The organism is Albidovulum inexpectatum, from assembly GCF_002927635.1.
GTDB classification, from domain to species: domain Bacteria; phylum Pseudomonadota; class Alphaproteobacteria; order Rhodobacterales; family Rhodobacteraceae; genus Albidovulum; species Albidovulum inexpectatum.
The window spans coordinates 144,484-168,084 of sequence record NZ_PRDS01000004.1 but is presented as its reverse complement, the minus strand read 5'-3'; the positions used below and the strand labels follow the sequence as shown (position 1 = coordinate 168,084).

The 23,601-nt window shown below is 67.1% G+C and carries 29 protein-coding genes and 1 riboswitch; of the genes, 20 read left to right on the top strand and 9 right to left on the bottom strand.

Going from position 1 to position 23,601, the window contains the following annotated elements; translation table 11 throughout:
* Nucleotides 1-27: 27 nt before the first annotated feature.
* Both LV82_RS07880 and gntR read right to left on the bottom strand, forming a co-directional pair.
* Nucleotides 28-927, bottom strand: coding sequence for an ankyrin repeat domain-containing protein (locus tag LV82_RS07880; protein ID WP_104070572.1), 900 nt, complete (start codon nt 925-927; stop codon nt 28-30).
* A gap of 264 nt (nt 928-1,191) precedes the next feature.
* A complete protein-coding gene (gntR, locus tag LV82_RS07875; RefSeq protein ID WP_211289180.1) occupies nt 1,192-2,211 on the bottom strand; it encodes an HTH-type transcriptional regulator GntR in 1,020 nt (339 codons plus the stop codon).
* A 97-nt stretch (nt 2,212-2,308) separates the two neighbouring features.
* On the opposite strand from gntR, the gene LV82_RS07870 reads away from it, so the two are divergent.
* The 4 genes from LV82_RS07870 (at nt 2,309) to LV82_RS07855 (ending at nt 5,888) form a co-directional block, all read left to right on the top strand.
* A complete protein-coding gene (locus LV82_RS07870) occupies nt 2,309-2,854 on the top strand; it encodes a gluconokinase (RefSeq protein WP_245873115.1) in 546 nt (181 codons plus the stop codon).
* A 23-nt stretch (nt 2,855-2,877) separates the two neighbouring features.
* Entirely contained in the window at nt 2,878-3,921 is a 1,044-nt protein-coding gene (locus tag LV82_RS07865; protein ID WP_104070819.1) for a TRAP transporter substrate-binding protein, read from the top strand.
* Between the two features lie 105 nt (nt 3,922-4,026).
* Nucleotides 4,027-4,572 (top strand): TRAP transporter small permease subunit, encoded by a 546-nt coding sequence (locus tag LV82_RS07860; protein WP_104070570.1) that lies wholly within the window; start codon nt 4,027-4,029, stop codon nt 4,570-4,572.
* Nucleotides 4,572-5,888, top strand: coding sequence for a TRAP transporter large permease (locus LV82_RS07855; RefSeq protein ID WP_104070568.1), 1,317 nt, complete (start codon nt 4,572-4,574; stop codon nt 5,886-5,888). The genes LV82_RS07860 and LV82_RS07855 overlap by 1 nt, the downstream gene beginning before the upstream one ends.
* Nucleotides 5,889-5,952: 64 nt before the next feature.
* Here LV82_RS07855 and LV82_RS07850 read toward each other — a convergent pair whose 3' ends face one another.
* Nucleotides 5,953-6,657: a hypothetical protein gene (locus tag LV82_RS07850; protein ID WP_104070566.1), complete on the bottom strand. Its 705-nt coding sequence runs from the start codon at nt 6,655-6,657 to the stop codon at nt 5,953-5,955.
* A gap of 414 nt (nt 6,658-7,071) precedes the next feature.
* Here LV82_RS07850 and LV82_RS07845 point away from each other — a divergent pair, with 414 nt between their 5' ends.
* The 12 genes from LV82_RS07845 to thiD all read left to right on the top strand — a co-directional run bounded on the left by LV82_RS07845 (nt 7,072) and on the right by thiD (nt 15,464).
* Nucleotides 7,072-7,236, top strand: a complete 165-nt coding sequence (locus LV82_RS07845; RefSeq protein WP_211289189.1) for a hemin uptake protein HemP — start codon at nt 7,072-7,074, stop codon at nt 7,234-7,236.
* Between the two features lie 47 nt (nt 7,237-7,283).
* Nucleotides 7,284-7,751 carry a hypothetical protein gene (locus tag LV82_RS07840; protein ID WP_211289179.1) on the top strand — a complete coding sequence of 156 codons (468 nt, stop codon included), beginning with the start codon at nt 7,284-7,286 and terminating at the stop codon, nt 7,749-7,751.
* Nucleotides 7,748-8,428, top strand: coding sequence for a MotA/TolQ/ExbB proton channel family protein (locus LV82_RS07835; protein WP_104070562.1), 681 nt, complete (start codon nt 7,748-7,750; stop codon nt 8,426-8,428). The genes LV82_RS07840 and LV82_RS07835 overlap by 4 nt, the downstream gene beginning before the upstream one ends.
* Nucleotides 8,382-8,804 carry an ExbD/TolR family protein gene (locus LV82_RS07830; RefSeq protein ID WP_342750178.1) on the top strand — a complete coding sequence of 141 codons (423 nt, stop codon included), beginning with the start codon at nt 8,382-8,384 and terminating at the stop codon, nt 8,802-8,804. The genes LV82_RS07835 and LV82_RS07830 overlap by 47 nt, the downstream gene beginning before the upstream one ends.
* Complete coding sequence (locus tag LV82_RS07825) at nt 8,801-9,187, top strand: ExbD/TolR family protein (RefSeq protein ID WP_104070558.1); 387 nt, start codon at nt 8,801-8,803, stop codon at nt 9,185-9,187. Before LV82_RS07830 ends, LV82_RS07825 begins: the two co-directional genes overlap by 4 nt.
* The gene (locus tag LV82_RS07820) at nt 9,184-10,083 is read left to right on the top strand and encodes a TonB family protein (protein ID WP_104070556.1); all 900 of its coding nucleotides are present in this window, start codon (nt 9,184-9,186) and stop codon (nt 10,081-10,083) included. The genes LV82_RS07825 and LV82_RS07820 overlap by 4 nt, the downstream gene beginning before the upstream one ends.
* 59 nt (nt 10,084-10,142) lie before the next feature.
* Nucleotides 10,143-10,270: riboswitch (TPP riboswitch) on the top strand.
* Between the two features lie 130 nt (nt 10,271-10,400).
* Nucleotides 10,401-12,194, top strand: a complete 1,794-nt coding sequence (gene thiC, locus LV82_RS07815) for a phosphomethylpyrimidine synthase ThiC (RefSeq protein WP_104070554.1) — start codon at nt 10,401-10,403, stop codon at nt 12,192-12,194.
* The gene (locus LV82_RS07810) at nt 12,191-13,132 is read left to right on the top strand and encodes an FAD-dependent oxidoreductase (RefSeq protein WP_104070552.1); all 942 of its coding nucleotides are present in this window, start codon (nt 12,191-12,193) and stop codon (nt 13,130-13,132) included. The genes thiC and LV82_RS07810 overlap by 4 nt, the downstream gene beginning before the upstream one ends.
* The gene (gene thiS, locus LV82_RS07805; protein WP_104070817.1) at nt 13,117-13,314 is read left to right on the top strand and encodes a sulfur carrier protein ThiS; all 198 of its coding nucleotides are present in this window, start codon (nt 13,117-13,119) and stop codon (nt 13,312-13,314) included. Before LV82_RS07810 ends, thiS begins: the two co-directional genes overlap by 16 nt.
* A 1-nt stretch (nt 13,315) precedes the next feature.
* Nucleotides 13,316-14,074, top strand: coding sequence for a thiazole synthase (locus LV82_RS07800; RefSeq protein WP_104070550.1), 759 nt, complete (start codon nt 13,316-13,318; stop codon nt 14,072-14,074).
* Between the two features lie 2 nt (nt 14,075-14,076).
* The gene (locus tag LV82_RS07795; RefSeq protein ID WP_211289188.1) at nt 14,077-14,706 is read left to right on the top strand and encodes a thiamine phosphate synthase; all 630 of its coding nucleotides are present in this window, start codon (nt 14,077-14,079) and stop codon (nt 14,704-14,706) included.
* Entirely contained in the window at nt 14,691-15,464 is a 774-nt protein-coding gene (gene thiD, locus LV82_RS07790) for a bifunctional hydroxymethylpyrimidine kinase/phosphomethylpyrimidine kinase (RefSeq protein WP_245873113.1), read from the top strand. The genes LV82_RS07795 and thiD overlap by 16 nt, the downstream gene beginning before the upstream one ends.
* Before the next feature lie 102 nt (nt 15,465-15,566).
* Here the strand turns inward: thiD and LV82_RS14895 are convergent, their stop codons facing one another.
* The 3 genes from LV82_RS14895 to LV82_RS07775 are packed head-to-tail and all read right to left on the bottom strand — an operon-like array spanning nt 15,567 to nt 17,130.
* The gene (locus LV82_RS14895; RefSeq protein WP_170063371.1) at nt 15,567-15,863 is read right to left on the bottom strand and encodes a TonB-dependent receptor; all 297 of its coding nucleotides are present in this window, start codon (nt 15,861-15,863) and stop codon (nt 15,567-15,569) included.
* Between the two features lie 26 nt (nt 15,864-15,889).
* Nucleotides 15,890-16,597, bottom strand: a complete 708-nt coding sequence (locus tag LV82_RS07780; RefSeq protein WP_146065145.1) for an anti-sigma factor — start codon at nt 16,595-16,597, stop codon at nt 15,890-15,892.
* A complete protein-coding gene (locus LV82_RS07775; RefSeq protein ID WP_104070545.1) occupies nt 16,582-17,130 on the bottom strand; it encodes a sigma-70 family RNA polymerase sigma factor in 549 nt (182 codons plus the stop codon). Before LV82_RS07775 ends, LV82_RS07780 begins: the two co-directional genes overlap by 16 nt.
* Before the next feature lie 157 nt (nt 17,131-17,287).
* On the opposite strand from LV82_RS07775, the gene LV82_RS07770 reads away from it, so the two are divergent.
* Nucleotides 17,288-17,926 (top strand): hypothetical protein, encoded by a 639-nt coding sequence (locus LV82_RS07770; protein ID WP_146065144.1) that lies wholly within the window; start codon nt 17,288-17,290, stop codon nt 17,924-17,926.
* 196 nt (nt 17,927-18,122) lie between these two features.
* Nucleotides 18,123-18,497, top strand: coding sequence for a cupredoxin domain-containing protein (locus LV82_RS07765; RefSeq protein WP_104070812.1), 375 nt, complete (start codon nt 18,123-18,125; stop codon nt 18,495-18,497).
* A 183-nt stretch (nt 18,498-18,680) separates the two neighbouring features.
* Here LV82_RS07765 and LV82_RS07760 read toward each other — a convergent pair whose 3' ends face one another.
* Together LV82_RS07760 and LV82_RS07755 are read right to left on the bottom strand one after the other, a co-directional pair.
* On the bottom strand, nt 18,681-19,598 hold the full coding sequence (locus tag LV82_RS07760; RefSeq protein WP_104070541.1) for a sugar kinase: 918 nt from the start codon (nt 19,596-19,598) through the stop codon (nt 18,681-18,683).
* Nucleotides 19,595-20,305 carry a GntR family transcriptional regulator gene (locus tag LV82_RS07755; protein ID WP_104070539.1) on the bottom strand — a complete coding sequence of 237 codons (711 nt, stop codon included), beginning with the start codon at nt 20,303-20,305 and terminating at the stop codon, nt 19,595-19,597. Before LV82_RS07755 ends, LV82_RS07760 begins: the two co-directional genes overlap by 4 nt.
* A 273-nt stretch (nt 20,306-20,578) precedes the next feature.
* Here LV82_RS07755 and kduI point away from each other — a divergent pair, with 273 nt between their 5' ends.
* Both kduI and kduD read left to right on the top strand, forming a co-directional pair.
* The gene (gene kduI, locus LV82_RS07750; RefSeq protein WP_104070538.1) at nt 20,579-21,406 is read left to right on the top strand and encodes a 5-dehydro-4-deoxy-D-glucuronate isomerase; all 828 of its coding nucleotides are present in this window, start codon (nt 20,579-20,581) and stop codon (nt 21,404-21,406) included.
* Nucleotides 21,403-22,170 carry a 2-dehydro-3-deoxy-D-gluconate 5-dehydrogenase KduD gene (gene kduD, locus LV82_RS07745; protein WP_104070536.1) on the top strand — a complete coding sequence of 256 codons (768 nt, stop codon included), beginning with the start codon at nt 21,403-21,405 and terminating at the stop codon, nt 22,168-22,170. The genes kduI and kduD overlap by 4 nt, the downstream gene beginning before the upstream one ends.
* A 67-nt stretch (nt 22,171-22,237) precedes the next feature.
* Here the strand turns inward: kduD and LV82_RS07740 are convergent, their stop codons facing one another.
* The gene (locus LV82_RS07740; protein ID WP_104070534.1) at nt 22,238-23,599 is read right to left on the bottom strand and encodes an MATE family efflux transporter; all 1,362 of its coding nucleotides are present in this window, start codon (nt 23,597-23,599) and stop codon (nt 22,238-22,240) included.
* Nucleotides 23,600-23,601 lie beyond the last annotated feature (2 nt).

Sequence of the window (23,601 nt, the reverse complement as noted above, 5' to 3'; positions counted from 1 at the left end):
CCGCATCGCCGCAAGGTGCCGGCCCGGTCACTTCACCGCGTCCGAGGTGATCATGTCCCAGGGGATCCGGGCCGGAGGGTCATCGTAGTGATCCTTGAACAGGCGCCGCGAGCCCCGGTTGTCCGAGTCCGGTGGCTGATAATGCGGATTGCGCTTGAGAATGCGCATGCCCAGCCTCTGGTTCTCGCGCGTGATGGCGTCGCCACGGGGGGCATAGGACGCGAGGTCATCGATCACCCCGGCCAGCACTTCCTGAGGCAGGTTCGTCAGGTATCCCCCATCGATCAGCCAGTCGATCGTCGCGATGGCCTCGTCCGAGTGATTGATCGCGATGCTTGAAAACGGTGTCCAAGTCTTTTCGCCGGACCGCGTATGCCGGGCAAGGACATCGCCGCCCGCCGCCACCACCAGCCGCACCGCCGCCATGCGCCGGTTGGTTGCCAGCCGCGCCAGCAGCGTCTTGCCCTGCCCCGAACGCCCCAGCGCATTCGGGTTCCCGCCGGTCTCAAGGTAGAGCCGCACCGCCTCGTCCAGCTCCTCGGCCGACAGAAGGCTGCCGCCCGGCATCGCGATCAGGTCGATGTAGTTCCCCGCACCGGGCCTTGTGCGGGCGGGCATGTCGTAATCCGCCCCGGCCGCGATCAGCGGTCCCGTCGCCGCGACATTTGCCGTCAGAAGCGCGAAATACAGCAGCGCTATGTCGTCAGCGTAGCGCGTGTTCACGTGGCCGGTTGCCCGGATTTCCTCGACCGAGGGAACCTCTCCCTTCTCGATCCGCGCCGCGATCGCCCGCACGTCGCGCGGCGCATCGGCAAAGAGTTTGGCCGTGCGTGGCGGAAGTGGTTCGGTCAGCGCCCGCGCGGCGATCACAAGCGCCACGACACCGGCCACCGAAACGGCAATCAGCCGGCGGCGCGTCATCGGCATGGCGCGTCGCCCTGCCGCGCGGCTCCGGTATCGGGATTGCCGCGGTCCCCTGTCACGTCTTCCACGCCCCCGCTGGCGCCTGTCCTGTCGCGGGCTGTCCCCTGGCTCATGAGGACAGCCTAAGCCCGCCTGCACTTCCGGTCCAGCCATGTTGGGTGAAGGCCCAAGAGGGCGCGGACGCCTCAGGTCCCGGCCGGTTCGACTGGGGCCCAGCGGGACCGGGCATCTCCAGCGCCCGCGCTTGGCTTGCCCGCCTGCGTCCGGTCAGCCGGCGCGCCCGGCGGTACTTTCCCTTGCGCGCAGCTCGAAGCCGATGTCGATCGAGGTGCCGCGCGGATGCCCCCCACCCTTCAACCGGTCCAGCACCTGCCGCACGGCAAGCTGCCCCATGCGATAGCGGTCGGTATGGACCGAGGTCAGCGAGGGTGCCGCGGCCTGCATCACCTCGAGATCATTGAAGCCGCAGATGCCCAGCCGGCCCGGCACGTCGATGTTCCGCCGGCGCGCTTCGAACAGCACACCCAGCGCCAGGTCGTCATTGTTGCACAGCACGGCATCGACCGAAGGGTGCCGCGCGATCAGGTCGGCGAACATGCGGCAACCGAGGCTGACCGACGACGGTTCGGGTGTCGTGACCACCGGCGGCGCGTCCCTGCCGGACCCGGCCATCGCGTCGCGGAAGCCGGCCAGGCGGCGCTGGCTGCGCGGGTCCATCTGGGCCCCAAGGAAGGCCGGCACGCGATAGCCGCGGTCCAGAAGATGCCGCGCGGCATCCCGGGCGCCGTCGAAATGCGACAGGCCGATCGCCACGTCCAGCGGCTCGGGGCCGACCTCCATCAGCTGGACGACCGGAAACCCTGCCCCGCGCAACAGCGCCTGGGCTGCGGGAGATTGTTCATGCCCGGTCAGGATCAGCCCGGCCGGCTGCTGGGTCAGGAAGACACGCACCAGCCGCTCTTCCTCCAGCGGCGAATACCCCGTCATCGCCAGCTGCACGCTCAGGCCGCTGCCTTGCAGACCGTCCTGGATGCCACGGATCACATCGGTAAAGACGTTGTTGGACACCGACGGGATGATCACGCCAACGACATCGGTCCGCCCCGAGGCCAGCGCCCGCGCAGCCGGGTTGGGCACATAGCCCAGACGCGCGATGGCCCGGTCGATCCGCGCCCGGGCGTCGGCCGAAACCATCGCGGGATTGCGCAGCGCGCGCGACACCGTGATCGGGCTGACACCGGCAGCCTTGGCAACGTCCGACAGGGTGATCCGGCTCGATTTCTGCATGCCGGGCTTTCTTAGCATCGGGCCGGGCCGGGTGAAAAGGCTCTTGACGTATGACAGCGCTATCATCAAAGTGCGAATTGAACGAAATGGAATTTCGATGAACAGCGGTATCATGGACAATCGGCCAATCCTGGTGATGGGGATCTGCGGCGTGGGCAAGTCGACCATCGCCAAGGCTCTTGCCGACCGGCTGGGCGCCACCTTCATCGAGGCCGATGCCTTTCACGCGCCCGAGGCCATTGCACGCATGGCCGCGGGCCAGCCGCTGAGCGACGACATGCGCTGGGACTGGCTCGACCGGTTGGGCGCCGCGGTCAGATCGTGCGAGGGGCGCGCGGTGCTGGCATGCTCGGCCCTTGCGCGGGTGCATCGCGACCGCCTGCGCCGCCATGCGGGGCCGTTCGATATCGTCTTTCTGCATGGCGACCGCGAGCTGATCGCGGCGCGGATGCGCGCGCGGCGGAACCACTATATGCCGGTCAGCCTGATCGACAGCCAGCTGGCCACGCTGCAACCGCCCGATCCGGAAACCGAAAACGCGCTGTGGATCGACGTCGCCCTGCCTGTCGATGCGATCCTGACCACCGCCCTTTCGGCACTTGAACAACCACACAGCTTGTCAGGAGGAGGAGAGACAAGATGACACGCACCACACATGAATCGCGCATGGCGCTGACCCGCCGGGCCGTGCTGACCCTGGGCGCCGCTCTTGGACTGGGCGCGGCCCTGACCCTCGGCGGCACATCCGCCCATGCGGCCGACTACGCGTTCACCTTCCAGTCGTCCGACCCCGCCGGCAACCCAAACTTCGAATTGCAGCAGACCTGGGCGGCCGATGTGGCCGAACGTTCGGGCGGGCGCATCCAGATCACCCTTCTGCCTGTGGAATCGATCGTGGCCCACAATGAAACCCAGGACGCCATCGCCGCCGGCATCCTGGACGGCCACATCACCGATCTGTCCTACTTTGCCGGCAAGGATCCCGCCTTTGGCCTGCTGGGCAACCCGGTCGGTGCATGGTCCGACCCGCAGCAGATGCTGGATTTCATCGAGAACGGCGGCGGCAAGGAGCTGCTCAACGAGATCGAGAACCCCTATGGCCTGCAATTCATCGGCGCGACGACGCCGGGGCTCGAAGCCTTTGTCTCGGCGGTGCCTCTGGACGGGGTGGACGATCTGCGCGGCCTGAAGCTGCGCGCGCCCGAAGGTCTGGTGCAGGCCGTCTTTGCCGCTGCGGGCGCGGCCCCGGTGAACCTGCCCGGCTCGGAGGTCTTCACCGCGCTCGACAAGAAGGTGATCGAGGCGGCGGATTACTCGGTCTTCTCGACCAACCAGGCCCAGGGCCTGAACGACATCGCGCCGCATCCGGTCTATCCGGGTTTCCACTCGCTGCCGCTGGTCGAGATCTCGATGAACAAGGCCAAATGGGACGCCCTGCCCGACGACCTGAAGCAGGTGATGACCGACTCGGTGCGTGATTTCGCCCAGCGTCAGATCGCGGCGCTGGCCGAGGCCGATGCCAAGGCCGTCGAGGCCGCGCGGGCGGGTGGCAAGATCACCATTCACGACTGGCCGGCCGAAGAGCGCGCGAAGTTCCGCGCCATCGCCCGCGGCGAATGGGAAAAGGTCGCCCAGCGGTCGCCGAATGCGCGCAAGGCCTATGATGTCCTTGTTGCCTACCTGACCGAAAAGGGCCTGATGCAGCAGTGAGGCGACAGCCCGGCGCGCGGCGCCGGGCGCTGACCAGGCATGGGCCGGGCAGAGGGGCCGGGCACACTTGCCCCTGCCCGGCCGCAGTCTTGAAAGGACCTGACCATGACCGAGCCGGACGAAACCCTGCGCGTCGAGCCGCAGGCGATTGCACAGGCAGGCAGGCTGGGGCGCTGGATCGACCGCTTCGCGATCGTGCCCGCGCTGGGACTGATCCTGTCGATGGCCATCCTGATCCAGGAGGTCGTGCTGCGCTATGTCTTTGGCCGACCGACGATCTGGGCGCATGAAACCACGGTGTTCCTGTGCGCCGTCGCCTTTCTCTATGGCGGGTTGCTTTGTGCCGCGCGTGACCGTCACATCCGCGTGGTGCTGGTTTACGACCTGCTGCCGGGCCATGTCCGGCGCATCCTTGATGTCGCGATCTCGGTCGTCTGCGCGTTGTCATCGGCCGCCTTTGCGATGGCGGCCTGGCAGATGGTCCTGCGCGCGGCCTGGCGTCCCGACGGCAGCTTTCACCTCGAACGCTCGGGCAGCGCTTGGGACCCGGTCTATCCGGGCGTGCTGAAGATCCTGCTGATGCTGATCCTGGGGCTGCTTGCGCTGCAGTTCCTGGTGCTGGCGGTGAATTACGCGCGGGGGCGGCGATGATGGACATCTTCGGCGCGCTGCAACCGCTGGGTATCGAGACCGGCACCGCGCTGCTGCTGGGGCTTCTGCTGATCCTGCTGGTCATGGGCATCCCGCTGGCCTTCGTGACGCTGCTGGTCACGCTGATCTTTGCGCTTGGATGGTTCGGGCCGAATGTCGTGCCGCTGATCACCAGCCGGGTCTATTCCTTCGTCACCAGTTTTGTCTTCGTCTCGGTGCCGATGTTCGTGCTGATGGCGGCGATCCTGGACCGTTCGGGGATCGCGCGGGACCTGTTCGCCGCGATGCGCCTGATCGGCGGGCGGTTGCGGGGCGGCGTGGCTGTCCAGACGATCTTCGTGGCCGTCGTCCTGGCCGCGATGTCGGGCATCATCGGCGGCGAGGTCGTTCTGCTGGGCCTGATTGCCCTGCCCCAGATGCTGACCCAGGGCTATGACCGCCGTCTCGCGATCGGCGTGGTCTGCGCCGGCGGCAGCCTGGGCACGATGGTGCCGCCCTCGATCGTGCTTATCATCTATGGGCTGACGGCCAATGTTTCGATCGGCGACCTGTTCACCGCGGCCTTCGTTCCGGGGCTGACGCTTGCGCTGCTTTACGTGCTGTATGTTCTGGCACGGGCTTATCTGACGCCATCGGCGGTACCCGACCCGGTGACCGAACCGGTCGCGACGGCCGAGAAGCTGCGCCTTGCGCGCGGGCTGGTCCTGCCGGTTCTTGTCGTCGTGATGGTGCTGGGCTCGATCTATGGTGGCATCGCCTCGGTGACCGAGGCCAGCGCCGTCGGCGTGGCGGGCGTGATCCTGTCCACGATCCTGCGCGGCGAATTCAGCTGGGCCATGCTGCGCGGCGCGGCGATGCAGACCCTGCAGACCGTGGGCATGATCGTCTGGATCGGTATCGGTGCCTCGGCGCTGGTGGGGGTGTTCAACCTGATGGGCGGCATCCGTTTCGTGTCCGAGCTGATCACCGGCATAAGCGACAATCCCACCGTCATCATCCTGTTCATGATGGCCATCCTGTTCGTTCTGGGCATGTTCCTCGACTGGGTGGGGATCGCGCTGTTGACCATGCCGATCTTCGTGCCGATCGTCACGCAGCTGGGGCTGGACCCGGTCTGGTTCGGCGTGCTGTTCGCGATGAACATGCAGGTCAGCTTCCTGTCGCCGCCCTTCGGTCCCGCGGCCTTCTACCTGAAGTCGGTGACGCCGCCCGAAATCTCGCTGGGAGAGATCTTCCGCAGCCTTCTGCCCTTCATCAGCCTGCAGATTCTGGCGGTGGGACTGCTGATCCTGTTCCCCGGCCTTGCGATGTACTGAGCATGATGACAGGCGGGGCCGGCAATGCCGACCCCGCGATGATCCAGCCGGACGAAAAATGCGATTACAGTCCGGGGATCAGGCTGGTCAGGCTGCGCCGGTCGAAGGTCGCACCCCGCGCCGCGCCGAAAGTCGTCTTGAATCGGATGCCGACAAAGGTTTCGGACCCGATTCCGTTGATCTGCCTCGAGCCGATCTCGGCCGTCACCGAGGCATTGCCCATGGCGTACGCGCCGCGCAGGGCCGTACGATGGGCCGCTTCGCCCGCGATATCCAGTCGATCGTGTGAAAGACCGAAGCTGAAGCTGTCATTGACCGCGTAATCCGCGCCCATGCCGAACAGCGTACTGTCTTCTCCGCTCTCTTCGAACGTGGCCAGATAGGCTTCACCTTTCAGCTGACCGAATTCCTGGCCGATCTCGATCCCGTAATAGGTCGACCCCTCTCCTTCCAGCTCTTCCCGGCCGACAAATGCGCCAAGAGAGGTGGATTCGTTGACATGGTGAATGCCATGAAGCGTAAACCAGCTGGAATCTGCGCCCGAATATCCGAAATTGACCAGCCCCGCATCGCCCTGGACCGCGAACTGGCGCGCGATGCCGACTTCGATTGCCCCCGAAATCGACGTCGCGTCCAGCTGGTCCATCGGGCTGCCGGTAAAGGTCGAATAATTCAACCGGAATTCCCCGCCCGTGACCTCGGCCGACCAGGCCGCGCCTGCGCCAAGCGCCAGTATCGAAACCACACCCGCAAGAACTTTCAGATCCATCAATACTGCCCCTCATGGTTGTGCGGGTCGCCCCCGCGCAGCGCAGGATGCGTATCCGGCCGGGAAAGGAAATGCCTTTCTTGTCAGATACATGAAGTATTTCAGCGTCGCATCATCTGCCGGCACGCCCCATTGCCCTGTCTTGCATCACGCCCGCGTTTCAATTGTTGACACTTTTAGTTGGGTTTTGTAGGCAGGGCGTCAGGTTCCATGCCTTGCCCGTGACGGGCAGAATCCGATCAGGTCCCAGCCACCCCCTCGCGGCAGCCCGGGCCTTCAGCAACAGGAGATGACAATGAGGACACCCGTTCGAGGGGCGCGGCCGGCTTCACCGCCAGCCAGGGAGACGGGATGGTTCCCGGCCACGGCGACTTGTAATTCACCACGGCAAGCGGAGGCGAAGGAATGGGCATGATGTCAGGCCTGCCAAAACCCGTCGCGATCGAACCGTCCGACGGCACGGCGATCTATGACGCCCGCGCGCTGGTAACCAACGGGGTCAAGGCCCTGATCGTGCTGGATGGCCAGATCTATACGCTGCGCATCACCCGCGCCGGCAAGCTGATCCTGACCAAGTAGCGCCACGGCGACCCTGACCGGTCGCCAGAAGATACAGGGAAAACGATATGTCCGCATTGCGCGACACGGCCGGCGCGGGTCTGTGCCTTGTGCTGGCGATCTGCGCCGCCGTTCCGTCCGGTGCCCAGACGGCTCCGGCCGAAGCGGAACCGGAAACCGGAGACCGGCGGATCACGCTGGAACTCAGCGCCATTGACCAGATCGATCAGGCCTGTCAGGTCACCTTCGTGGTTCGCAATGGCCTGCACCCGGATATCGACGACGCGGTGTTTCAGGCCGTCCTCTTCGATACCGACAGGCTGGTCGAGCGGCTGAGCCTGCTTGATTTCGGCAGCCTGCCCGCGGGGCGTCTGCAGGTGCGCCAGTTCGCGCTGCCCGCGCTGGATTGCGCGCGGCTGGGCGCGGTGCTGATCAATGACGCCGACAACTGTGCGGGGACCGGGCTGGACGCGAAGGACTGCATGGCGGCCCTGGATCCGTCCAGCCGCGTCCAGGGCGTGGAGATGCTGAAATGATCGGGACGGTGATCGAAGGGGTGCGGCGCATTGCCGATCTGGGCGGCCCGGTCGTGCTGCTGCTGGTGGCGCTGTCGGTGCTGTCCGCATCGGTGGCGATCTACAAGTTCTGGCAACATGCCGCGGCGGGGGTCGGCCGCCACCGCGAACTGATGCGCGCGGTGGGGGCGTGGGATTCCGGCGACCGGGCGGGCGCGCGCGCGCATCTGGAACGCTCGCGCAGCTATCTTGCGCCGGTGGTCGCGATGGCGATGGATGCGGCCGCACGCGGCAATGCCGATGCCGCGCGGCTCGAGGCCGAGGCCGAAGCGCATTTCGCCCGGCTCGAACGGGGCCTGCGCCTGCTTGATTTCGTCGCGCAGCTCGCCCCGCTGCTGGGCCTGTTCGGCACGGTCCTTGGCATGATCTCGGCCTTTCAGGCGCTTCAGCAATCCGGAACGCAGGTCGATCCATCGGTTCTGGCCGGCGGTATCTGGGTCGCGCTGCTGACCACCGCGGTCGGGCTGGGCGTGGCCATGCCGATCAGCCTGGCGCTGAACTGGTTCGACGCGCGGATGGATGCCGAGCGCGTGACCGCCATGCGCGCGCTGCACACCGTCCTGGCCCCGCTGGGCCGGATCGCTGCGGACGATGCCGCCGAACCATCAGGGGCGGTCTCGAGGCGGGCCCATGCCTAGACGCCGGACAAGGCGGCGCCTGTCGATGACCTCGCTCATCGATGTCGTCTTCCTGCTGCTGATGTTCTTCATGCTGACATCGACCTTCTCGCGCTTTGCCGAGCTCGAGCTGGGCACGGCAGGCGCGGCATCCGCAAACGCATCGCAATCCGCGCGCGCCTTCCTGTCGCTGGGTCCCGATACGCTGCGTCTTGGCCCCGACGAGATCTCGCCTGACGATCTGGCCCCGCGGCTGGTGGCCATGCGACCCGACGAAGGCCGGCTGGACGTGATCGTCGCGCCGGCCGGCGGGGTCACCGCACAGAGGCTGGCCGATCTTCTCGTGCTGCTGCGCAGGGTCGAAGGCATCACCGTCACCGTGCTGGAGGGATCATGAGACGCCAGCCCCGCCGAGCCGAGCGCGAGCCGACCGTCGCGCTCATCAACATCGTCTTCCTGATGCTGGTCTTCTTTCTCGTGGCCGGCCAGATCGCAGCTCCGGTCGAGACCGATCTGCGCCTGGTCCGCGCGGACGATCCCGATACCACGCCGCTTGGCGACGTGCTGGTGGTCCATGCGGACGGCCGGCTCAGCCATCGCGGCCGGGGCGTTGACTCGGCCGCCGCCTATCTGTCCGCCCTGCCCGAGGTCGAGCGCGCGCGCGCACGGCTGATGCCCGACCGGGATCTTCCCGCCGCGCGGCTGGTCGCGATTGCGCGCGAATTGACCCGGGCCGGTGCCGAAAGCGTTGTCATCGCCACCGAAAGGGAGACGCGATGATCCCGTCCTCGCCGCTGGTGCGCGGCCTGTCGCTCGGGGCCGCACTGGCCGTTCACATGCTTGCCCTTGTCACGCTGGCGCCGGGTGCTGCGCCGATGATCGAAGCCGGCGGCGCCGAGGCCGAATTGCGCCTTGGGAACGGCTTCGCGGATCTGGCGGCGGGAACACTCACGCCCCTGCGGGCCGAGACGGTAACGCCGGTCCCCGCGACGACGCCCCCCAGCCGATCCGATGTCCTGCCGCCTGTCAGCGCCGCGCCGGTCGAGCGCGTGACAGCCGCGACGGCTCCGGTCTTGCCCATTCCCGTCGCGCCTCGGGGCGCGGACCGGCCGCCGCTTGCCGGCCGCGCGCCCGCCCAGCGGATCGAGGGACAGCCACCGGCCGAGCCACAGCCGGCCAGCGCGCCCGACAGCTCGCCCCGGCCGCGACAGCGCCCCGCCGAAACGGCCGCGCCCGTCCGGAAAGCACGGCAAGAAACGACGCGCGCAGCGCCGACCCCATCGCCGCAAGAGCTGGCCCGCCCCGCAAGTCGGGGCAATGGCGCGCGGGACATGCGCGCCGGCGCGGCAACCGGACGAAGCGAAACCGGGGAACAGCGTTCGGGCGCGGGGGGTGCGCGGGCCGAGTCCGGCAATGCCGCCGTTTCGAACTATCCCGGCCAGGTGCTCCGCAAGCTCGCCCGGATGGGCAAGCCGCGTGTGCGGGCACAGGGCGCCGCGACCATTGCCTTTTCCATCGGGGTGGACGGGCGGCTGACATCGGTTTCGCTGACGAAAAGTTCGGGTTCGAACGATCTTGATCGTGCCGCCATCCGGCTGGTCCGGGCCGCGGAACCATTCCCCCGCCCCCCTGCGGGCGCGCAGCGCAGCTTCACGATCGAGATCCGCGCGCGCTGAGCCTGACCGGATTGGCCCGAAATGGCCATTGACGAATCGCACCCGACGCGAAAACCTCACCGGTGTGTCAGGGGAGTCCCGCCAAGGGGACTGAGAGGCTGACGGGGTTCCCACGCGGAGCCCGGCGAAGCGACCCTTTGAACCTGACCCAGTTGATACTGGCGTAGGAAGACCGGGAGGATTTCCGCCACACGTGATCACGCGGCGGTCCTTTCGGGCCAGGACGGCCGATTCGTGCAGGCGCACGTCGTTTCGGGCCGTGTCCGGCCCTTTCTGCAAAAGTCGTCTTCTGGGTCTCGTCGCAAGAGGAGACCGAGATGAAGGACATTCCCACCCCCACCGTCACCACCGGCCCGCTGCCGGCCTCGCGCAAGATCCTTGTCGCGGGGCAGATGCACGACATCCGCGTGCCGATGCGCGAGATCGCCGTGACCGGCGAGCCGCCGCTGACCGTCTATGACAGCTCCGGCCCCTATACCGACCCCGAGGCGGCCATCGACATCGCTCGTGGCCTGCCGCGCTGGCGGGGGGCCTGGCTGCGCGCGCGCGGCGAGGTCGAGGAATGCGACCCGCGCCCCGTCACCCCCGCCGATAACGGCTTTGCCACGGGCGCGCGGCTTGCGCCGGAATTCCCCGTGCGCCACCGCCCGCTGCGCGCGAAGGCCGGGTGCGCGGTGACGCAGCTGGCCTATGCCCGCGCCGGCATCATCACGCCCGAGATGGAATATGTCGCCATCCGCGAGAACGAGCGCCGCAGCGCCGCCCATGCGCGCGATGGCGAGCCCTTCGGCGCCGAGATCCCCGATCTCGTGACGCCCGAATTCGTGCGCCGGGAAATTGCCGCCGGCCGCGCGATCATTCCCGCCAACATCAACCACCCCGAGCTGGAGCCGATGATCATCGGCCGAAACTTCAAGGTGAAGGTCAATGCCAATATCGGCAATTCCGCCGTCACCTCGGGCATGGAGGAAGAGGTGGAAAAGATGGTCTGGGCCATCCGCTGGGGCGCGGATACGGTGATGGACCTCTCCACCGGGCGCAACATCCACAACATCCGCGAATGGATCATCCGCAACAGCCCCGTCCCCATCGGTACGGTGCCGATGTACCAGGCATTGGAAAAGGTGGGCGGCGTGGCCGAGGATCTGACCTGGGAGATCTTCCGCGACACGCTGATCGAACAGGCCGAACAGGGTGTGGACTATTTCACCATCCATGCCGGGCTGCGCCTGCACATGATCCCGATGACGGCGAAACGGGTGACCGGCATCGTCAGCCGAGGCGGGTCGATCATCGCCAAGTGGTGCCTGCACCATCACCGCGAATCCTTCCTTTACGAGCATTTCGACGAGATCTGCGACATCGCGCGCGCCTATGACGTCAGCTTCAGCCTTGGCGACGGGCTGCGGCCCGGCTCGATCGCCGATGCCAATGACGAGGCGCAGTTCGCCGAGCTGCGCACGCTGGGCGAGCTGACCAGGATCGCCTGGGAGAAGGATTGCCAGGTGATGATCGAGGGACCCGGCCATGTGCCCATGCACAAGATCCGCGAGAACATGGAGGAGCAGCTGAAACACTGCCACGAGGCGCCCTTCTACACGCTGGGACCGCTGACCACCGACATCGCGCCGGGATACGACCACATCACCAGCGCCATTGGCGCGGCGATGATCGGCTGGTTCGGCACGGCGATGCTGTGCTACGTCACGCCCAAGGAACATCTGGGCCTGCCCGACCGCGATGACGTGAAGACGGGCGTCATCACCTACAAGCTGGCCGCCCATGCCGCGGATCTGGCCAAGGGGCATCCCGGCGCGCGGGCACGCGACGACGCGCTGAGCCGCGCGCGGTTCGAGTTCCGCTGGCAGGACCAGTTCAACCTTGGTCTTGACCCGGACACCGCGCGCGCGATGCATGACGAAACCCTGCCCGCCGAGGCGCACAAGCTGGCACATTTCTGTTCGATGTGCGGCCCGAAATTCTGCTCCATGAAGATCAGCCACGACATCCGCGCCGAGGCCGAGCGCCAGAAGGGAATGCAGGAGATGGCCGGGAAATTCCGCGAGACGGGCGCGCTTTACGTGCCTGCCGGGACGGAGGCGAAGGGATGATCTCGGTCCTTGGGGGCGGCGTCGCGGGCCTCTGCGCCGCCACCGCCCTGGCCGAGCGGGGGCTGACGGTCGAGGTGATCGTGCCCGAAGGCGCGCCCGCGCCCGTTTCTCTTCTCGCCGGCGGGATGCTCGCGCCCTTCTGCGAGGGCGAGGCGGCGCCGGCGGCGGTGGTTAAGATGGGCCTTTCGGCCGCCGACTGGTGGGAAGCGCATGGCGCAAGGGTCGTCCGGCGCGGCACGCTGGTCCTCGCGCCCGCGCGCGACGCGGCCGAGCTGGACCGTTTTGCGCGGCTCACGCAGGGCCATGAATGGGTCGATCCCGGCGCGCTGGAGCCCGACCTTGCGGGCCGCTTCGCGCGTGGCCTCTTTTTCGGAGACGAGGCGCATATGGACCCTTGCGCCGCGCTTGCCACGCTGCGCAGGCGGCTGGAGGCGCGCGGGGTGCGCTTCCATGCCGGTCCGGCGCGCGGGCGGATCGTCGATTGCACCGGTTGGGCGGCGGCTGCGCATCTGCCCGACCTGCGCCCGGTGCGCGGCGAGATGCTGATGCTTCATGCGCCGGGGGTGGCGCTGTCGCGTACCGTGCGGCTGCTGCATCCGCGCTTTGCCTGCTACATCGTCCCGCGCGGGGACGGCCATTACATGATCGGCGCGACCATGGTGGAAAGCGCGCGCCTCGGTCCCGTCACGGCACGGGCGGTGATGGAGCTTCTGTCCGCCGCCTGGACCGTGCATCCCGGCTTTGCCGAAGCCGAAATCACCGCCACCGGCGCGGGCCTGCGTCCCGCCTTTCCCGACAACATCCCCGCGATCCGGCGCACGGGCGGGCGCATCCATGTCAACGGAATGTATCGGCATGGCTTCCTGGCCGCGCCCCATCTGGCGATGCGGCTCGCGGACCAGCTGCAGGAGGAATGCAAACCGTGCGTATCATCCTGAACGGACATCCGACCGAAACCGGCGCGCGCGATCTGGCCGCGCTGCTGGAGGAACGGGGCGACGAATCCGACTGCGTCGCCACCGCGCTGAACGGAGAATTCGTGCCGCGCGCCGCGCGCGCCGGCACGCCGCTGACCCCTGGCGACCGCGTCGAGGTCTTGCGGCCCATGCAGGGAGGCTGAGATGTTCTATGGCGTCGCATTGCAAAGCCGGCTGATGCTGGGCACGGCACAATATCCCTCGCCCGCCGTGCTGCGCGCGGCGATCGCGGCCTCGGGCACGCAGGTCATCACCGTCAGCCTGCGCCGCGAAGGGCCCGAAGGCGCGCGGTTTCGCGAGATCGTCGCCGGGTCCGGCTGCCGCATCCTGCCCAACACCGCCGGCTGCCACAGCGCGCGCGAGGCCGTCACCACCGCGCGGATGGCGCGCGAGCTGTTCGGCACGAACTGGATCAAGCTCGAGGTGATCGGCCACGCCGACACGCTGCAGCCCGATCCCTTCGCGCTGGTCGAGGCCGCGCGCATCCTCTGTGCCGAGGGCTTCGAGGTCTTTCCCTACACGACCGAGGATCTGGTGCTGGGCGAAAGGCTGGTCGAGGCGGGGTGCCGGGTGCTGATGCCCTGGGGCGCGCCGATCGGCTCGGGCCAGGGCCTGCGCAATGTCGAGGGGCTACGCGCGATGCGGGCGCATTTCCCGGATGTTCCGCTGGTGATCGACGCCGGGATCGGCACGCCTTCGGACGCCGCGCGCGCGATGGAGATGGGGTTTGACGCGGTGCTGCTCAACACCGCCGTGGCGCGGGCGGGCAACCCCGTCGCCATGGCCCGCGCCTTTGCCCGCGCGGTCGAAGCCGGGCGGCTGGGCTTCGAGGCCGGCCTGATGCCGCGCCGCGACATGGCGCGGCCCTCGACCCCGGTTTTCGGCATGGCGGAGCTGGGCTGATGCTGGACCGCTTCTATCTCATCTGCGCCGATGCGGCGCTGATCGAACGGCTTGTGCCCTTGGGCGTGCGCACGGTGCAGCTGCGCGCCAAGGGCCTTGCGCCCGCCGCCCTTCGGGCCGAGGCACGGCGCGCGCGCGACATCTGCGGGCGCCATGGCGCGACGCTGATCCTGAACGATCACTGGCGGCTTGCGCTGGATCTCGGCATCGACTGGGTCCATCTGGGGCAGGAGGATCTGGACGGCGCCGACATCCCCGACTTGCGCCGCGCGGGCGTGCGCTTCGGACTGTCCACCCATGATGAGGCCGAACTTGACCGCGCGCTGGCACTTGATCCGGCCTATGTGGCGCTGGGGCCGATCTGGCCCACGCTTCTGAAGCAGATGAAATGGGCGCCGCAGGGCATTGGGCGCGTGGCCGAGTGGAAGCGCCGCATCGGCGCGCTGCCGCTGGTGGCGATCGGCGGGATCACGCCCGAGCGCGCGCCCCTGGTGCTGGAGGCCGGGGCCGACAGCGCCGCGGTCGTCACCGACATCGCCACCGCGCCCGACCCCGAGGCGCGCTGCCGCGAATGGATCCGTGCCACGCGGGGGGCCGGGCTCGCGCCGGATCACGCATGCGGATCGCCATGACGCGCGTCCTGTTCGTCGGCGGAACCGATTCCAGCGGCGGGGCGGGCCTGTCCCGCGACGTCGCCACGGCGGCGCGGCTGGGCGCCGAGGCGGCAATCGCGGTGACCGCCATTACCGCCCAGAACGACCGTTCCGTCGCCGCCGTCTGGCCCCAGCCCGCGGACCGGGTCAAGGCGCAGATTCTTGCCGCAGGTCCCGTCGGCGCGGTCAAGACCGGGATGCTGGCGGATGCTGCCATCGTGACGGCCCTGACCGATGCACTGCCGCCCGCGCCGCTGGTGGTCGATCCCGTGCTTGCCGCCAGTTCGGGTCGTGCCCTGCTGACGTCCGACGGCCTTGCCGCGCTGGTCGCGCATATCCTGCCCCGCGCGACGCTGGTCACGCCGAACCTGCCCGAACTTGCCCTGCTGGCGCGGGCGCTTGGCGTCGGCGACGATGCCGACGACGCCACCCGCGCGCATGCATTGCTGGAACTTGGCTGCGAGGCCGTGCTGGTCAAGGGAGGGCATGCAACCGGGCCCAGATGCACGGACCGGCTGTACCGGACCGGCGCGCATGAGCGTGAATACACTGGACCGCGACTGGCCACCGGGCTGCGCGGCACCGGCTGCCGGCTGGCCAGCGCGATCGCGGTGGGCCTGGCGCGCGGCCAGGATATCGACGGGGCAATCCGCACTGCGCGCCTGCTCCTGGCGGAGGATTTCGCCCGCGCTGCGAAGGAATGCGCCACGCACGGCCCGGCAATTTGCGACGGCTGAGCCAGACGCCACAGGCGGGCGGGATCTTGCCCGCCCGCCCGCTTGCGCGGCCCCGGCTCGTCGCCCCTGTCCCACAGGCATCGCCCGGGGCCGCCCAAAGGCTCAGAACGTCAGCTTCATCCCCAGACCCACCTCACGCGGGGCCAGGACCGTCGCCTCGTAGCCCGCGATGGTGCGCGAATAGCGCATGTAGGTCACGGCGTCCTCGTCCAGGATGTTATTGACATAGGCGAACAGTTCCATCCCTTCGCGCGGGGTCCACGAGACGCGCGCAGCCGCCACCGTATAGGACGGGATAAAGGCCGCGGCCGTGTTCTCGTCATCCGAGTAATACGATCCCGAATGGCGCAACCGCCCGGTAACGCGGATATCCGCGCGCGGCTGCCAGTCCGCCGCCAAGCTGAACGTCCGACCCGGCGCGCGGCCTATCCCGGTTTGCTCAATTGCCCGGCCGCGACCACGGGGCCGGTCGGCTGGCCGGTGGGCGAGCCGCTCGGCGGCTCGGTACTGATCGCCAGTGTGGCCCCGGCGAGGCGCGAAGCCAGTTCCGCCGGCAGACGAGCGCGCGCAGGCGCGCCTGGGGCGATCAGGCCCAGCGAGATCGGCCGATCGGCGCCCTGCGGGATCAGCCACAGCTCGAATGCACGGTCGGGCGGTGGTGCGCCGGCGACGAGGCGCGCGACGATCTCGCCGCCACCCCCGCGCAGATTGGCCTCGGCGGCGACCACCAGCGCGCGGTCCTCGGCCGTGACCTCGGCAACAAGCCGCGTCTCGTCGGGCCCGTTGAAGAGGCCGAGGAAGGCCAGAGCGGCGATACTGGCGGCAAGAGCCAGGACCGCGCCCAGAACGCGGCGGCGGAAGGGTACCACGCGCGGCGCGGCATCGCGCCCGCCGAACAGACGCGCGTCAAGCGCGGCCTTCACGCGGTCGGGCGGTGCGATCGGCTCGACCTCGTCGGCCAGCGCGGCGAAGCGCGCCTGCCATTCCTCGACCAGCGCGGCAAGCTCCGGCTCGCGGGCAAGCCGCGCCTCGAAAGCCGCGCGCTCATTGCCCTCGAGCAGCCCGAGCGCGTATTCGCCGGCCAGCGCGATGTCGTCGCGGTGATGTTCGGCGGCGCTCATCGGTCCATGCACTCCTTCAGCGCTATTAGGCCCCGGCGGAGCCAGCTGCGCATGGTGTTGAGCGGCACGGCGAAGCGCGCAGCCAATTCGGCATAGCTCGCGCCGTCAAGATAGGCCCCGCGGATCGCCTGCGCGCGGTCGGCGGGCAGCTCGCCCAGGCAATCGGCCAACCGTCTGAGTTCATCCCGGCCCTCGGCCACGCGCTCGGGCCCGGGATCGTCGGCCGCAACCGGCATCGCCGTCACGTCGTCAGCGCCCGACGTCGCTGCGCTGCGCTCGGCGCGAAGCCGGTCGATGGCCCCGTTGCGGGTCAGCGTCACCAGCCATGCCATCGGGCTTGCGCCCGTGCGGCGATAGCCCGATGCATTGTTCCAGATCCTGACCCAGGCTTCTTGCAAGGCATCCTCCGCAAGTGATCGGTCACGAAGGACACGGATGCACAACCCGAAAAGTTGCCCCGACACGGCGGAATACAGCGCATCGAATGCCGCGCGGTCCCCCCGCGCGACCCGTTCGATTGCCTGCTCGATCTCTTCACCGGTCATCGGCGGCAATCCTGCCCGCAGGCGGTCTTCCGGGCAAGCGGCAAAAAAAATCGACCTCGCATGCAACTATTCCGTCCGGCGTTCCGTGACGTCTTGCAAGCCTCGGATGCACAGCGCGCCGGGGCCGAACCGGGAAACCAACGAAGGGAGAGACCCCATGCTGAACACGATCACGATCCGCCGGACCGTCCTTGGCGGAATCGCCGCTCTGACACTTGCCGTCACTGCGCCGGTCGCGCAGGCCGATCACATCAAGACTGGTGCCGACCTGCGGGTGGCGGTCAACCTGCTCCTGGCCGAGCACGTCAACCTCGCCGCCGCCGCCACCGGCTGGGCGATGATGGGCCTGAACAAGAATTTCGAGGCCGCCGCCGGGGGGCTGGACGCCAACACCGTGGATCTCGCCAACGCAATCGGGCTTGTCTATGGCGACGGCGCCAAGGAGGCCTTCCTGCCCCTGTGGCGCAAGCATATCGGGTTCTTCGTCGATTACACCATGGCCACGATCAAGCAGGACAAGGCCGGTCGTGAGAAGGCCGTGGCGAACCTGATGGACTATGCGCGCGATTTCGGCGCCTTCCTGAACTCGGCCAACCCCAACCTGCCCGCCGATGCGGTGGAGGCGCTGGTCAAGGAACACGCCGTGACCGTCGCCGCGATGGTCGACGCGCAGGCCAACCAGGACTGGCCCAAGGCCTATGAGCTGCAGCGCAAGGCCGCCGCGCACATGCAGATGATCTCGGATGCGCTGGCTGGGGCGATCGTCGCCCAGTTCCCCGAACGCTTCGGCGGCTGACGCCCAAGGAATGCCGGGCGCCCACGCGGTCGCCCGGCGCCCCCGCCAGCCGTGCGTGACAAGTTCCCCTGTTGGCGAATGACGGGCTGGCGGGGGCATTCCTGCCCGACGGGCGACGCAGGATCCGGGCGGACATGTCCCTGCCCCACGGATCCTGAGCCGCCCATTTTAGGCCAACCCCTTGATGGAGCTTCCCATGACCACGACCAGACGCAGCTTTCTTGCCTTTCTTGCCGCATTGCCGGCCGGCACATTCGCAGGCCGGGCGCGCGCCTGTGCAGGTGTGGTACATGCCAGCGCAAAGGTGCACGAGGTGGACATCAGGACGTTCCAGTTTCAGCCCTCGCCGCTGACCATCGCTCCCGGCGATACGGTGCGCTGGACCAACCGCGACGGGATCGAACATTCCGCGACCGCGGTCGAGACGGGCTCGGGCGGCAAGCCGCAGTTCGACACCGGCCTGTTCGGCAGGGGCGAGAGCCGTGAGGTGACCTTCACCGAATCGGGGCACCACGACTATTTCTGCACCCGCCATCCATCGATGAAGGGAACGGTCGTGGTCGAGGGTTGAACTGTGGATCGATCCACCACACCACCGTCCGGAAGCGCGGATCACGATGATCCCACGCGGAAGCTGGCGTATGCACCGACCCGGACACGGTCACGAGAACGCAAGCCCCCCGCACGACCACCCTTGTCCCAAGCCGGTTCCGCGGCGCGGGGGCCGGGACGCGATGCCAGCCCCCAAAGCCCGTCAGGAAACCCCGTCGACCGCCACGAGCGCACCGCGCTTTCCGATCACCTGCGCGGCGAGCTGGCAAGCGGCGCGCGCGGCTTCGGCCACGGGTTCGCCCCGCATCAGGCCAACCAGGAATCGTCCGTTGAAGCTGTCGCCCGCCGCCGTTGTGTCCTCGACATGCGGTGACTTTACGGTGGGAACGTCCCAATGTGTGCCGCCTGCGTAGATGCGAACGGGCCCGGGGCCATCCTTGACAACGACCATCGCGCCCGGTGCGGAACAGGCCGCAAGGTATCTGCGGGCGGTCGCATGCGGGTCGCGATCGCCGAAATGCGTCGCCTCGTCCTCATGCGACGGCAGCAGGATATCCGCCAGCGACGCGGCGCGCATGATTTCCCGGCGCATCTCGTCAGTGTCCGACCACAGGCGCGGACGCAGATTCGGATCGAAGGCAACCGTGACCCCGTTCCTTCGCGCATTCTCCAGCGCCGCATACAGACGCTTGCGCCCGGCCTGGGGCAGGATCGCCAGGGTGATTCCGGAGATGAATACAAGGTCGCCCTGCCCCTTTACGGGCAGCTCTTCCAGATCGTCGGCAAGACTGCGCGCGGCCGAACTGTCTCTCCAGTACGAGAAGCTGCGTTCGCCATTGTTCAGAGAGATCAGGTAAAGCCCGACCGATCGGCCCTGCCGGACGCGAAGGATCGGCCGAATCCCGGCGTCGCGAATGAAATCCGTCATCCGCATCGAGGGCGTATCGTCGCCGACCGCGCTGAGATAGGCGATATCGATATCATCACCCGGCCGCAGGCTGCGCCGGGCATACCAGGCCGTATTGAACGTATCGCCCGCAAAGCCCATCGTCAGGCAATCCTCGGACCGGGGAGCAAGTTCGATCATGCACTCGCCGATCGACAGCAGCGTACGGGTCATGTGACATCTCCAAAAAGGGTCGGGTATTGTTGATACGCCTCGGCCAGACGCGCGTGAATCGTTCCGATATGGTCACGCAGCACGCCTTCGGCCCGATCGGCATCACCCCCCAGCAGCGCCGAGACGATCGCACCATGTTCGGCAAGGACAGCCGGGCGGCGGTCATCCGACAGGGTCAGGTAACGCACGCGATCCATATGCCCCTTCTGGCCCTGAATCATGGGCCATACATGTGCCTGGCCAGACAGTTTGCAAAGCAATTCGTGGAATGCCTCGTCCAGCGCGTGAAACCGCGCCCGATCGCCGTTGTCATGTGCATCCCGCTGCGCGTCGAGATTCGCGCGCAACGCCGCCCGGCCCCGGTCATCCAGTCGCGCCGCCGCCGCTCGCAGGCATTCGACTTCCAGCGCAGTGCGGGTGAAAACTGCATTTTCGACCGCCTTTCTGGATATGGGGGCCACCAGCGTGGCGCGTTGAGGCCGGACGATCAGAAAGCCAAGACTTGAGAGACGAAAGAATGCGTCGCGCACGGGCTGACGCGACACACCCATCTGACGGGCAATCTCGGCTTCCGAAATGCGCGCGCCTGGTGGCAGCTGCATGGACAGGATGGCCTGCTGCAGCGCGTGGAACACCTGGTCGGTTGCCGTTGGCGCCGTGATCGCCAGCGGTTCCAGCAGGTGTTTCAGGTTGTCCGGTGTTTCCATGCTGTGGCCTGCCGACCGCCATCCCGGCCAATCTGTGAAATGGGTTTTGACTCTACTAGGCGTCTAGCATATTAGTAGCCATGAGCGCAATGGAGTAGCTGATGAGACAGGCCCGTGCCGCCAGACGTCCCAAAGGCGACAATCAGGCCATCCCGTCGTCGGCGAGGCTTGAACATTTGCGCGCAGGGATGCCACGCGCGTACCGACCGACGACCTGACCCAGAAAACGGTCGAAGCTGGCATGACCGACCATGTTCCAACAGGAGAGAGACGATGACACTCAAGACAGAGACTCGTCATGCCATCGATCCCGAGACCGCGCGCGGTCTGGATACCGAGGGCCTGCGCCGGCACTTTCATGTCGGCGGTCTTTTCACGCCCGATGAAATCCGCCTTGTCTATACCCATTACGACCGCCTGATCCTTGGCTCGGCCGTGCCGGTGGCGAGGGATCTTGTCCTCGACCATGTGCGCGAGACGGGGACGCCGGGCTTTCTGGACCGGCGGGAAGCGGCCTTCCTGAACATCGGCGACGCGGCACGGATCACGGTCGGCGGAAAGGCGCACGACATCGGCAGGGGCGAAGTCCTGTATGTCGGCATGGGGGCCGGGCCGATAACCTTCTCGGCGCCCGGCCGTTTCTACATCCTGTCGGCACCTGCGCATCGGTCCTGCCCCACCCGACTGATACGGCGCGAACAGGCGCGCAGGGTCGAAATGGGCGCGGCCGAGACCTGCAATCAGCGCGTCATCCTGCAGTTCTTGCACCCCGATGTCTGCGAAAGCTGCCAGTTGCTGATGGGCTATACGCAATTCTCACCCGGTTCGATCTGGAACACGATGCCACCACATACTCACGACCGGCGGATGGAGGCCTATCTGTATTTCGATCTGGCCGAGGAGCAGCGCGTCTTCCATTTCATGGGTCAGCCACGCCAGACCCGCCATCTGATCATGGCGAATGAAGAAGCCGTGATTTCTCCGCCCTGGTCGATCCATTGTGGCGCCGGCACCGCGGCCTACACGTTCTGCTGGGCAATGGCGGGCGACAACGTCGATTTCACCGACATGGACATGGTCCCGATGGAGGCGCTACGATGACCACCGAATTCTCGCTGCAGGGGCGGCGCGCGCTGATAACCGGAGCGAACAAGGGTATCGGCCAAGCGATCGCCGTGGGCCTGGCCCGCGCCGGCGCCCATGTTGTGGCGGCAGCACGAACCAACTGCGACGAGACGCTGGCGCGGGTGCGTGCCGCGGGCGGTTTGGCGGAATTTCTTCAGATGGACCTGTCAGATCCTGCCCAAGGCGCGGAAATTCTGTCCAGAGCCGGGCCGCTGGACATCCTGGTCAACAATGCCGGAATCATCCGTCGCGCGGATTCGGTGGACTATTCCGAAGCGGACTGGGACGCCGTCATGGATGTCAATCTCAAGGCCGTTTTCATGCTATGCCAGGCCTTTGCGCGACAGATTTTCGCAAGACAGGCGAACAATCCCGACAACGGCACGACCGGGCGCATCGTCAACATAGCGTCGCTGCTGTCCTATCAAGGCGGGATCCGCGTTCCGGCATACACCGCATCCAAGCACGGCGTCGCCGGGCTGACCCGAATTCTGGCCAATGAATGGACCGGTCGCGGCATCAACGTGAACGCCGTGGCGCCAGGCTATATCGCGACCAGTAACACCGAAGCCCTGCGCAGTGACGAGGGCCGCAATGCCGAGATTCTCTCCCGCATCCCTGCGGGACGGTGGGGCGAACCCGAAGACATTGCAGGGGCGGTCACGTTCCTTTGCAGCCCGGCGGCGAATTATGTGTCCGGCGCGATCCTGAATGTCGATGGCGGCTGGCTGGCACGCTAGGCAAGCTGTCCGCGCGCGGCCGTGTCGCAAGACCTGGCTCGGGCGCGGACACGCACGGGGCGCGCGCTCAGTCCTCAAGATTTGCCCGCTTCCAGTCCCCGCACCAAAGCCTGCGGTGGAATGGCAGGAACTTGATGATTTCCTCGAGCAGCTGGATCGACAGGATCCCCGTTGCGGGCAGGTCCAGCCACAGCACGGCCGCTGCCGTTGCCGGAACCCGGAACAGCCACTGGGACCACACGAAGACATGCATCACATAGACGGTATCGCCGCTGGCCCGCAGCGTGTTGCCGCAGATCGCGTTCGAGCCTTTGGGAAACGGCAGGACTACAAGGATTGGCAGGAATCCAAGCAGGATCTGGCGCGTCTGGGCGTCCAGCGCGCGATACAACCAGTCGCTTGACAGGCACACGAATGCATAGAGGACCGACACGACCGCCGCGGTCACGAATGCTGCCCGCCACGCCCTGGACAGGAAGGCGTCCAGCACCTGTTCGGGGCGTTTCTCGCCCAGGAGCTGGGCCACGACGATGCCGGTCGCTTGCGCCCACTGCATGCTCACCGTCCCGGCAACCATGATCCACGGGTTGATCACGGTCAGCGCGGCAAACGAGTTCAGGTCCAGCTGTGCGTAAAAGAGCGCGCAGACCTGAGATGCGAAATTCGCGCTGGCAAAGGTCGCCCCGATCGGCAGCGCAAACCGCAATTGACGCAGGAATGCCGATTTGAAGTTGCCGTCGGTCCATCCCGGAACCGATGCAAGCCATCGATCATGGCGCCACAAATGCGCGCCGACAAAGGCAAACTGCACTGCGGCACCGATCGCCGAACCAATTGCGGCTCCGATCAAGCCAAGTGCCGGCAATCCGGCCAGACCGTGGATCAGGGCCACGCTTGCAGCCACGTTGACCGGCACGGACAGACAAAATCCCATCAACGGCACGGTCGTTCGCCCGCGGCCGTTGAGATAGCCCGCGATGCATTGTGAAAGGGATTCAAACAATATCACGACGGCAAATACGCCAAGATAGCCGAACGCAAGATCGTTGACGGCCCCGCTGGGGCCAAGAATGTCGATCAGGACCCGGCCTGCGAGGGTGACGAACAGGATACCGATGAAGCCTATGGCGAAGTTTATCGCCAGACCCGCGGCAAGGACAGACTTGATGGACCGCGCCACCCCTGCGCCGCTGACTTGTGCGGTGCGGATCTGCATGGCGTTGGAGAACGCAAGTATCGCGCCAAGTGCGAAGCCCGCTATCGCGGCGGCCAGACCCATGGCGGCAAGCGCGGTCTCTCCCAGCGGGGATACAAGATATGTGTCGATGACCGTGGCGCCATGAAGCAGCAGCGCCTTGATCGTCATTGGCCATGCAAGACGGAAGACGCGACCTATGCCCGGCGCGTCCGCACGAGAAAGGGCAGACATGG

Excerpts from the sequence above, each read along its gene's own strand:
- LV82_RS07880 (WP_104070572.1), bottom strand. The coding sequence starts at position 927 with ATGCCGATGACGCGCCGCCGGCTGATTGCCGTTTCGGTGGCCGGTGTC.
- gntR (WP_211289180.1), bottom strand. The coding sequence starts at position 2,211 with ATGCAGAAATCGAGCCGGATCACCCTGTCGGACGTTGCCAAGGCTGCC.
- LV82_RS07870 (WP_245873115.1), top strand. The coding sequence starts at position 2,309 with ATGAACAGCGGTATCATGGACAATCGGCCAATCCTGGTGATGGGGATC.
- LV82_RS07865 (WP_104070819.1), top strand. The coding sequence starts at position 2,878 with ATGGCGCTGACCCGCCGGGCCGTGCTGACCCTGGGCGCCGCTCTTGGA.
- LV82_RS07860 (WP_104070570.1), top strand. The coding sequence starts at position 4,027 with ATGACCGAGCCGGACGAAACCCTGCGCGTCGAGCCGCAGGCGATTGCA.
- LV82_RS07855 (WP_104070568.1), top strand. The coding sequence starts at position 4,572 with ATGGACATCTTCGGCGCGCTGCAACCGCTGGGTATCGAGACCGGCACC.
- LV82_RS07850 (WP_104070566.1), bottom strand. The coding sequence starts at position 6,657 with ATGGATCTGAAAGTTCTTGCGGGTGTGGTTTCGATACTGGCGCTTGGC.
- LV82_RS07845 (WP_211289189.1), top strand. The coding sequence starts at position 7,072 with ATGTCAGGCCTGCCAAAACCCGTCGCGATCGAACCGTCCGACGGCACG.
- LV82_RS07840 (WP_211289179.1), top strand. The coding sequence starts at position 7,284 with ATGTCCGCATTGCGCGACACGGCCGGCGCGGGTCTGTGCCTTGTGCTG.
- LV82_RS07835 (WP_104070562.1), top strand. The coding sequence starts at position 7,748 with ATGATCGGGACGGTGATCGAAGGGGTGCGGCGCATTGCCGATCTGGGC.
- LV82_RS07830 (WP_342750178.1), top strand. The coding sequence starts at position 8,382 with ATGCCGCCGAACCATCAGGGGCGGTCTCGAGGCGGGCCCATGCCTAGA.
- LV82_RS07825 (WP_104070558.1), top strand. The coding sequence starts at position 8,801 with ATGAGACGCCAGCCCCGCCGAGCCGAGCGCGAGCCGACCGTCGCGCTC.
- LV82_RS07820 (WP_104070556.1), top strand. The coding sequence starts at position 9,184 with ATGATCCCGTCCTCGCCGCTGGTGCGCGGCCTGTCGCTCGGGGCCGCA.
- thiC (WP_104070554.1), top strand. The coding sequence starts at position 10,401 with ATGAAGGACATTCCCACCCCCACCGTCACCACCGGCCCGCTGCCGGCC.
- LV82_RS07810 (WP_104070552.1), top strand. The coding sequence starts at position 12,191 with ATGATCTCGGTCCTTGGGGGCGGCGTCGCGGGCCTCTGCGCCGCCACC.
- LV82_RS07800 (WP_104070550.1), top strand. The coding sequence starts at position 13,316 with ATGTTCTATGGCGTCGCATTGCAAAGCCGGCTGATGCTGGGCACGGCA.
- thiD (WP_245873113.1), top strand. The coding sequence starts at position 14,691 with ATGCGGATCGCCATGACGCGCGTCCTGTTCGTCGGCGGAACCGATTCC.
- LV82_RS07775 (WP_104070545.1), bottom strand. The coding sequence starts at position 17,130 with ATGACCGGTGAAGAGATCGAGCAGGCAATCGAACGGGTCGCGCGGGGG.
- LV82_RS07770 (WP_146065144.1), top strand. The coding sequence starts at position 17,288 with ATGCTGAACACGATCACGATCCGCCGGACCGTCCTTGGCGGAATCGCC.
- LV82_RS07765 (WP_104070812.1), top strand. The coding sequence starts at position 18,123 with ATGACCACGACCAGACGCAGCTTTCTTGCCTTTCTTGCCGCATTGCCG.
- LV82_RS07760 (WP_104070541.1), bottom strand. The coding sequence starts at position 19,598 with ATGACCCGTACGCTGCTGTCGATCGGCGAGTGCATGATCGAACTTGCT.
- LV82_RS07755 (WP_104070539.1), bottom strand. The coding sequence starts at position 20,305 with ATGGAAACACCGGACAACCTGAAACACCTGCTGGAACCGCTGGCGATC.
- kduI (WP_104070538.1), top strand. The coding sequence starts at position 20,579 with ATGACACTCAAGACAGAGACTCGTCATGCCATCGATCCCGAGACCGCG.
- kduD (WP_104070536.1), top strand. The coding sequence starts at position 21,403 with ATGACCACCGAATTCTCGCTGCAGGGGCGGCGCGCGCTGATAACCGGA.
- LV82_RS07740 (WP_104070534.1), bottom strand. The coding sequence starts at position 23,599 with ATGTCTGCCCTTTCTCGTGCGGACGCGCCGGGCATAGGTCGCGTCTTC.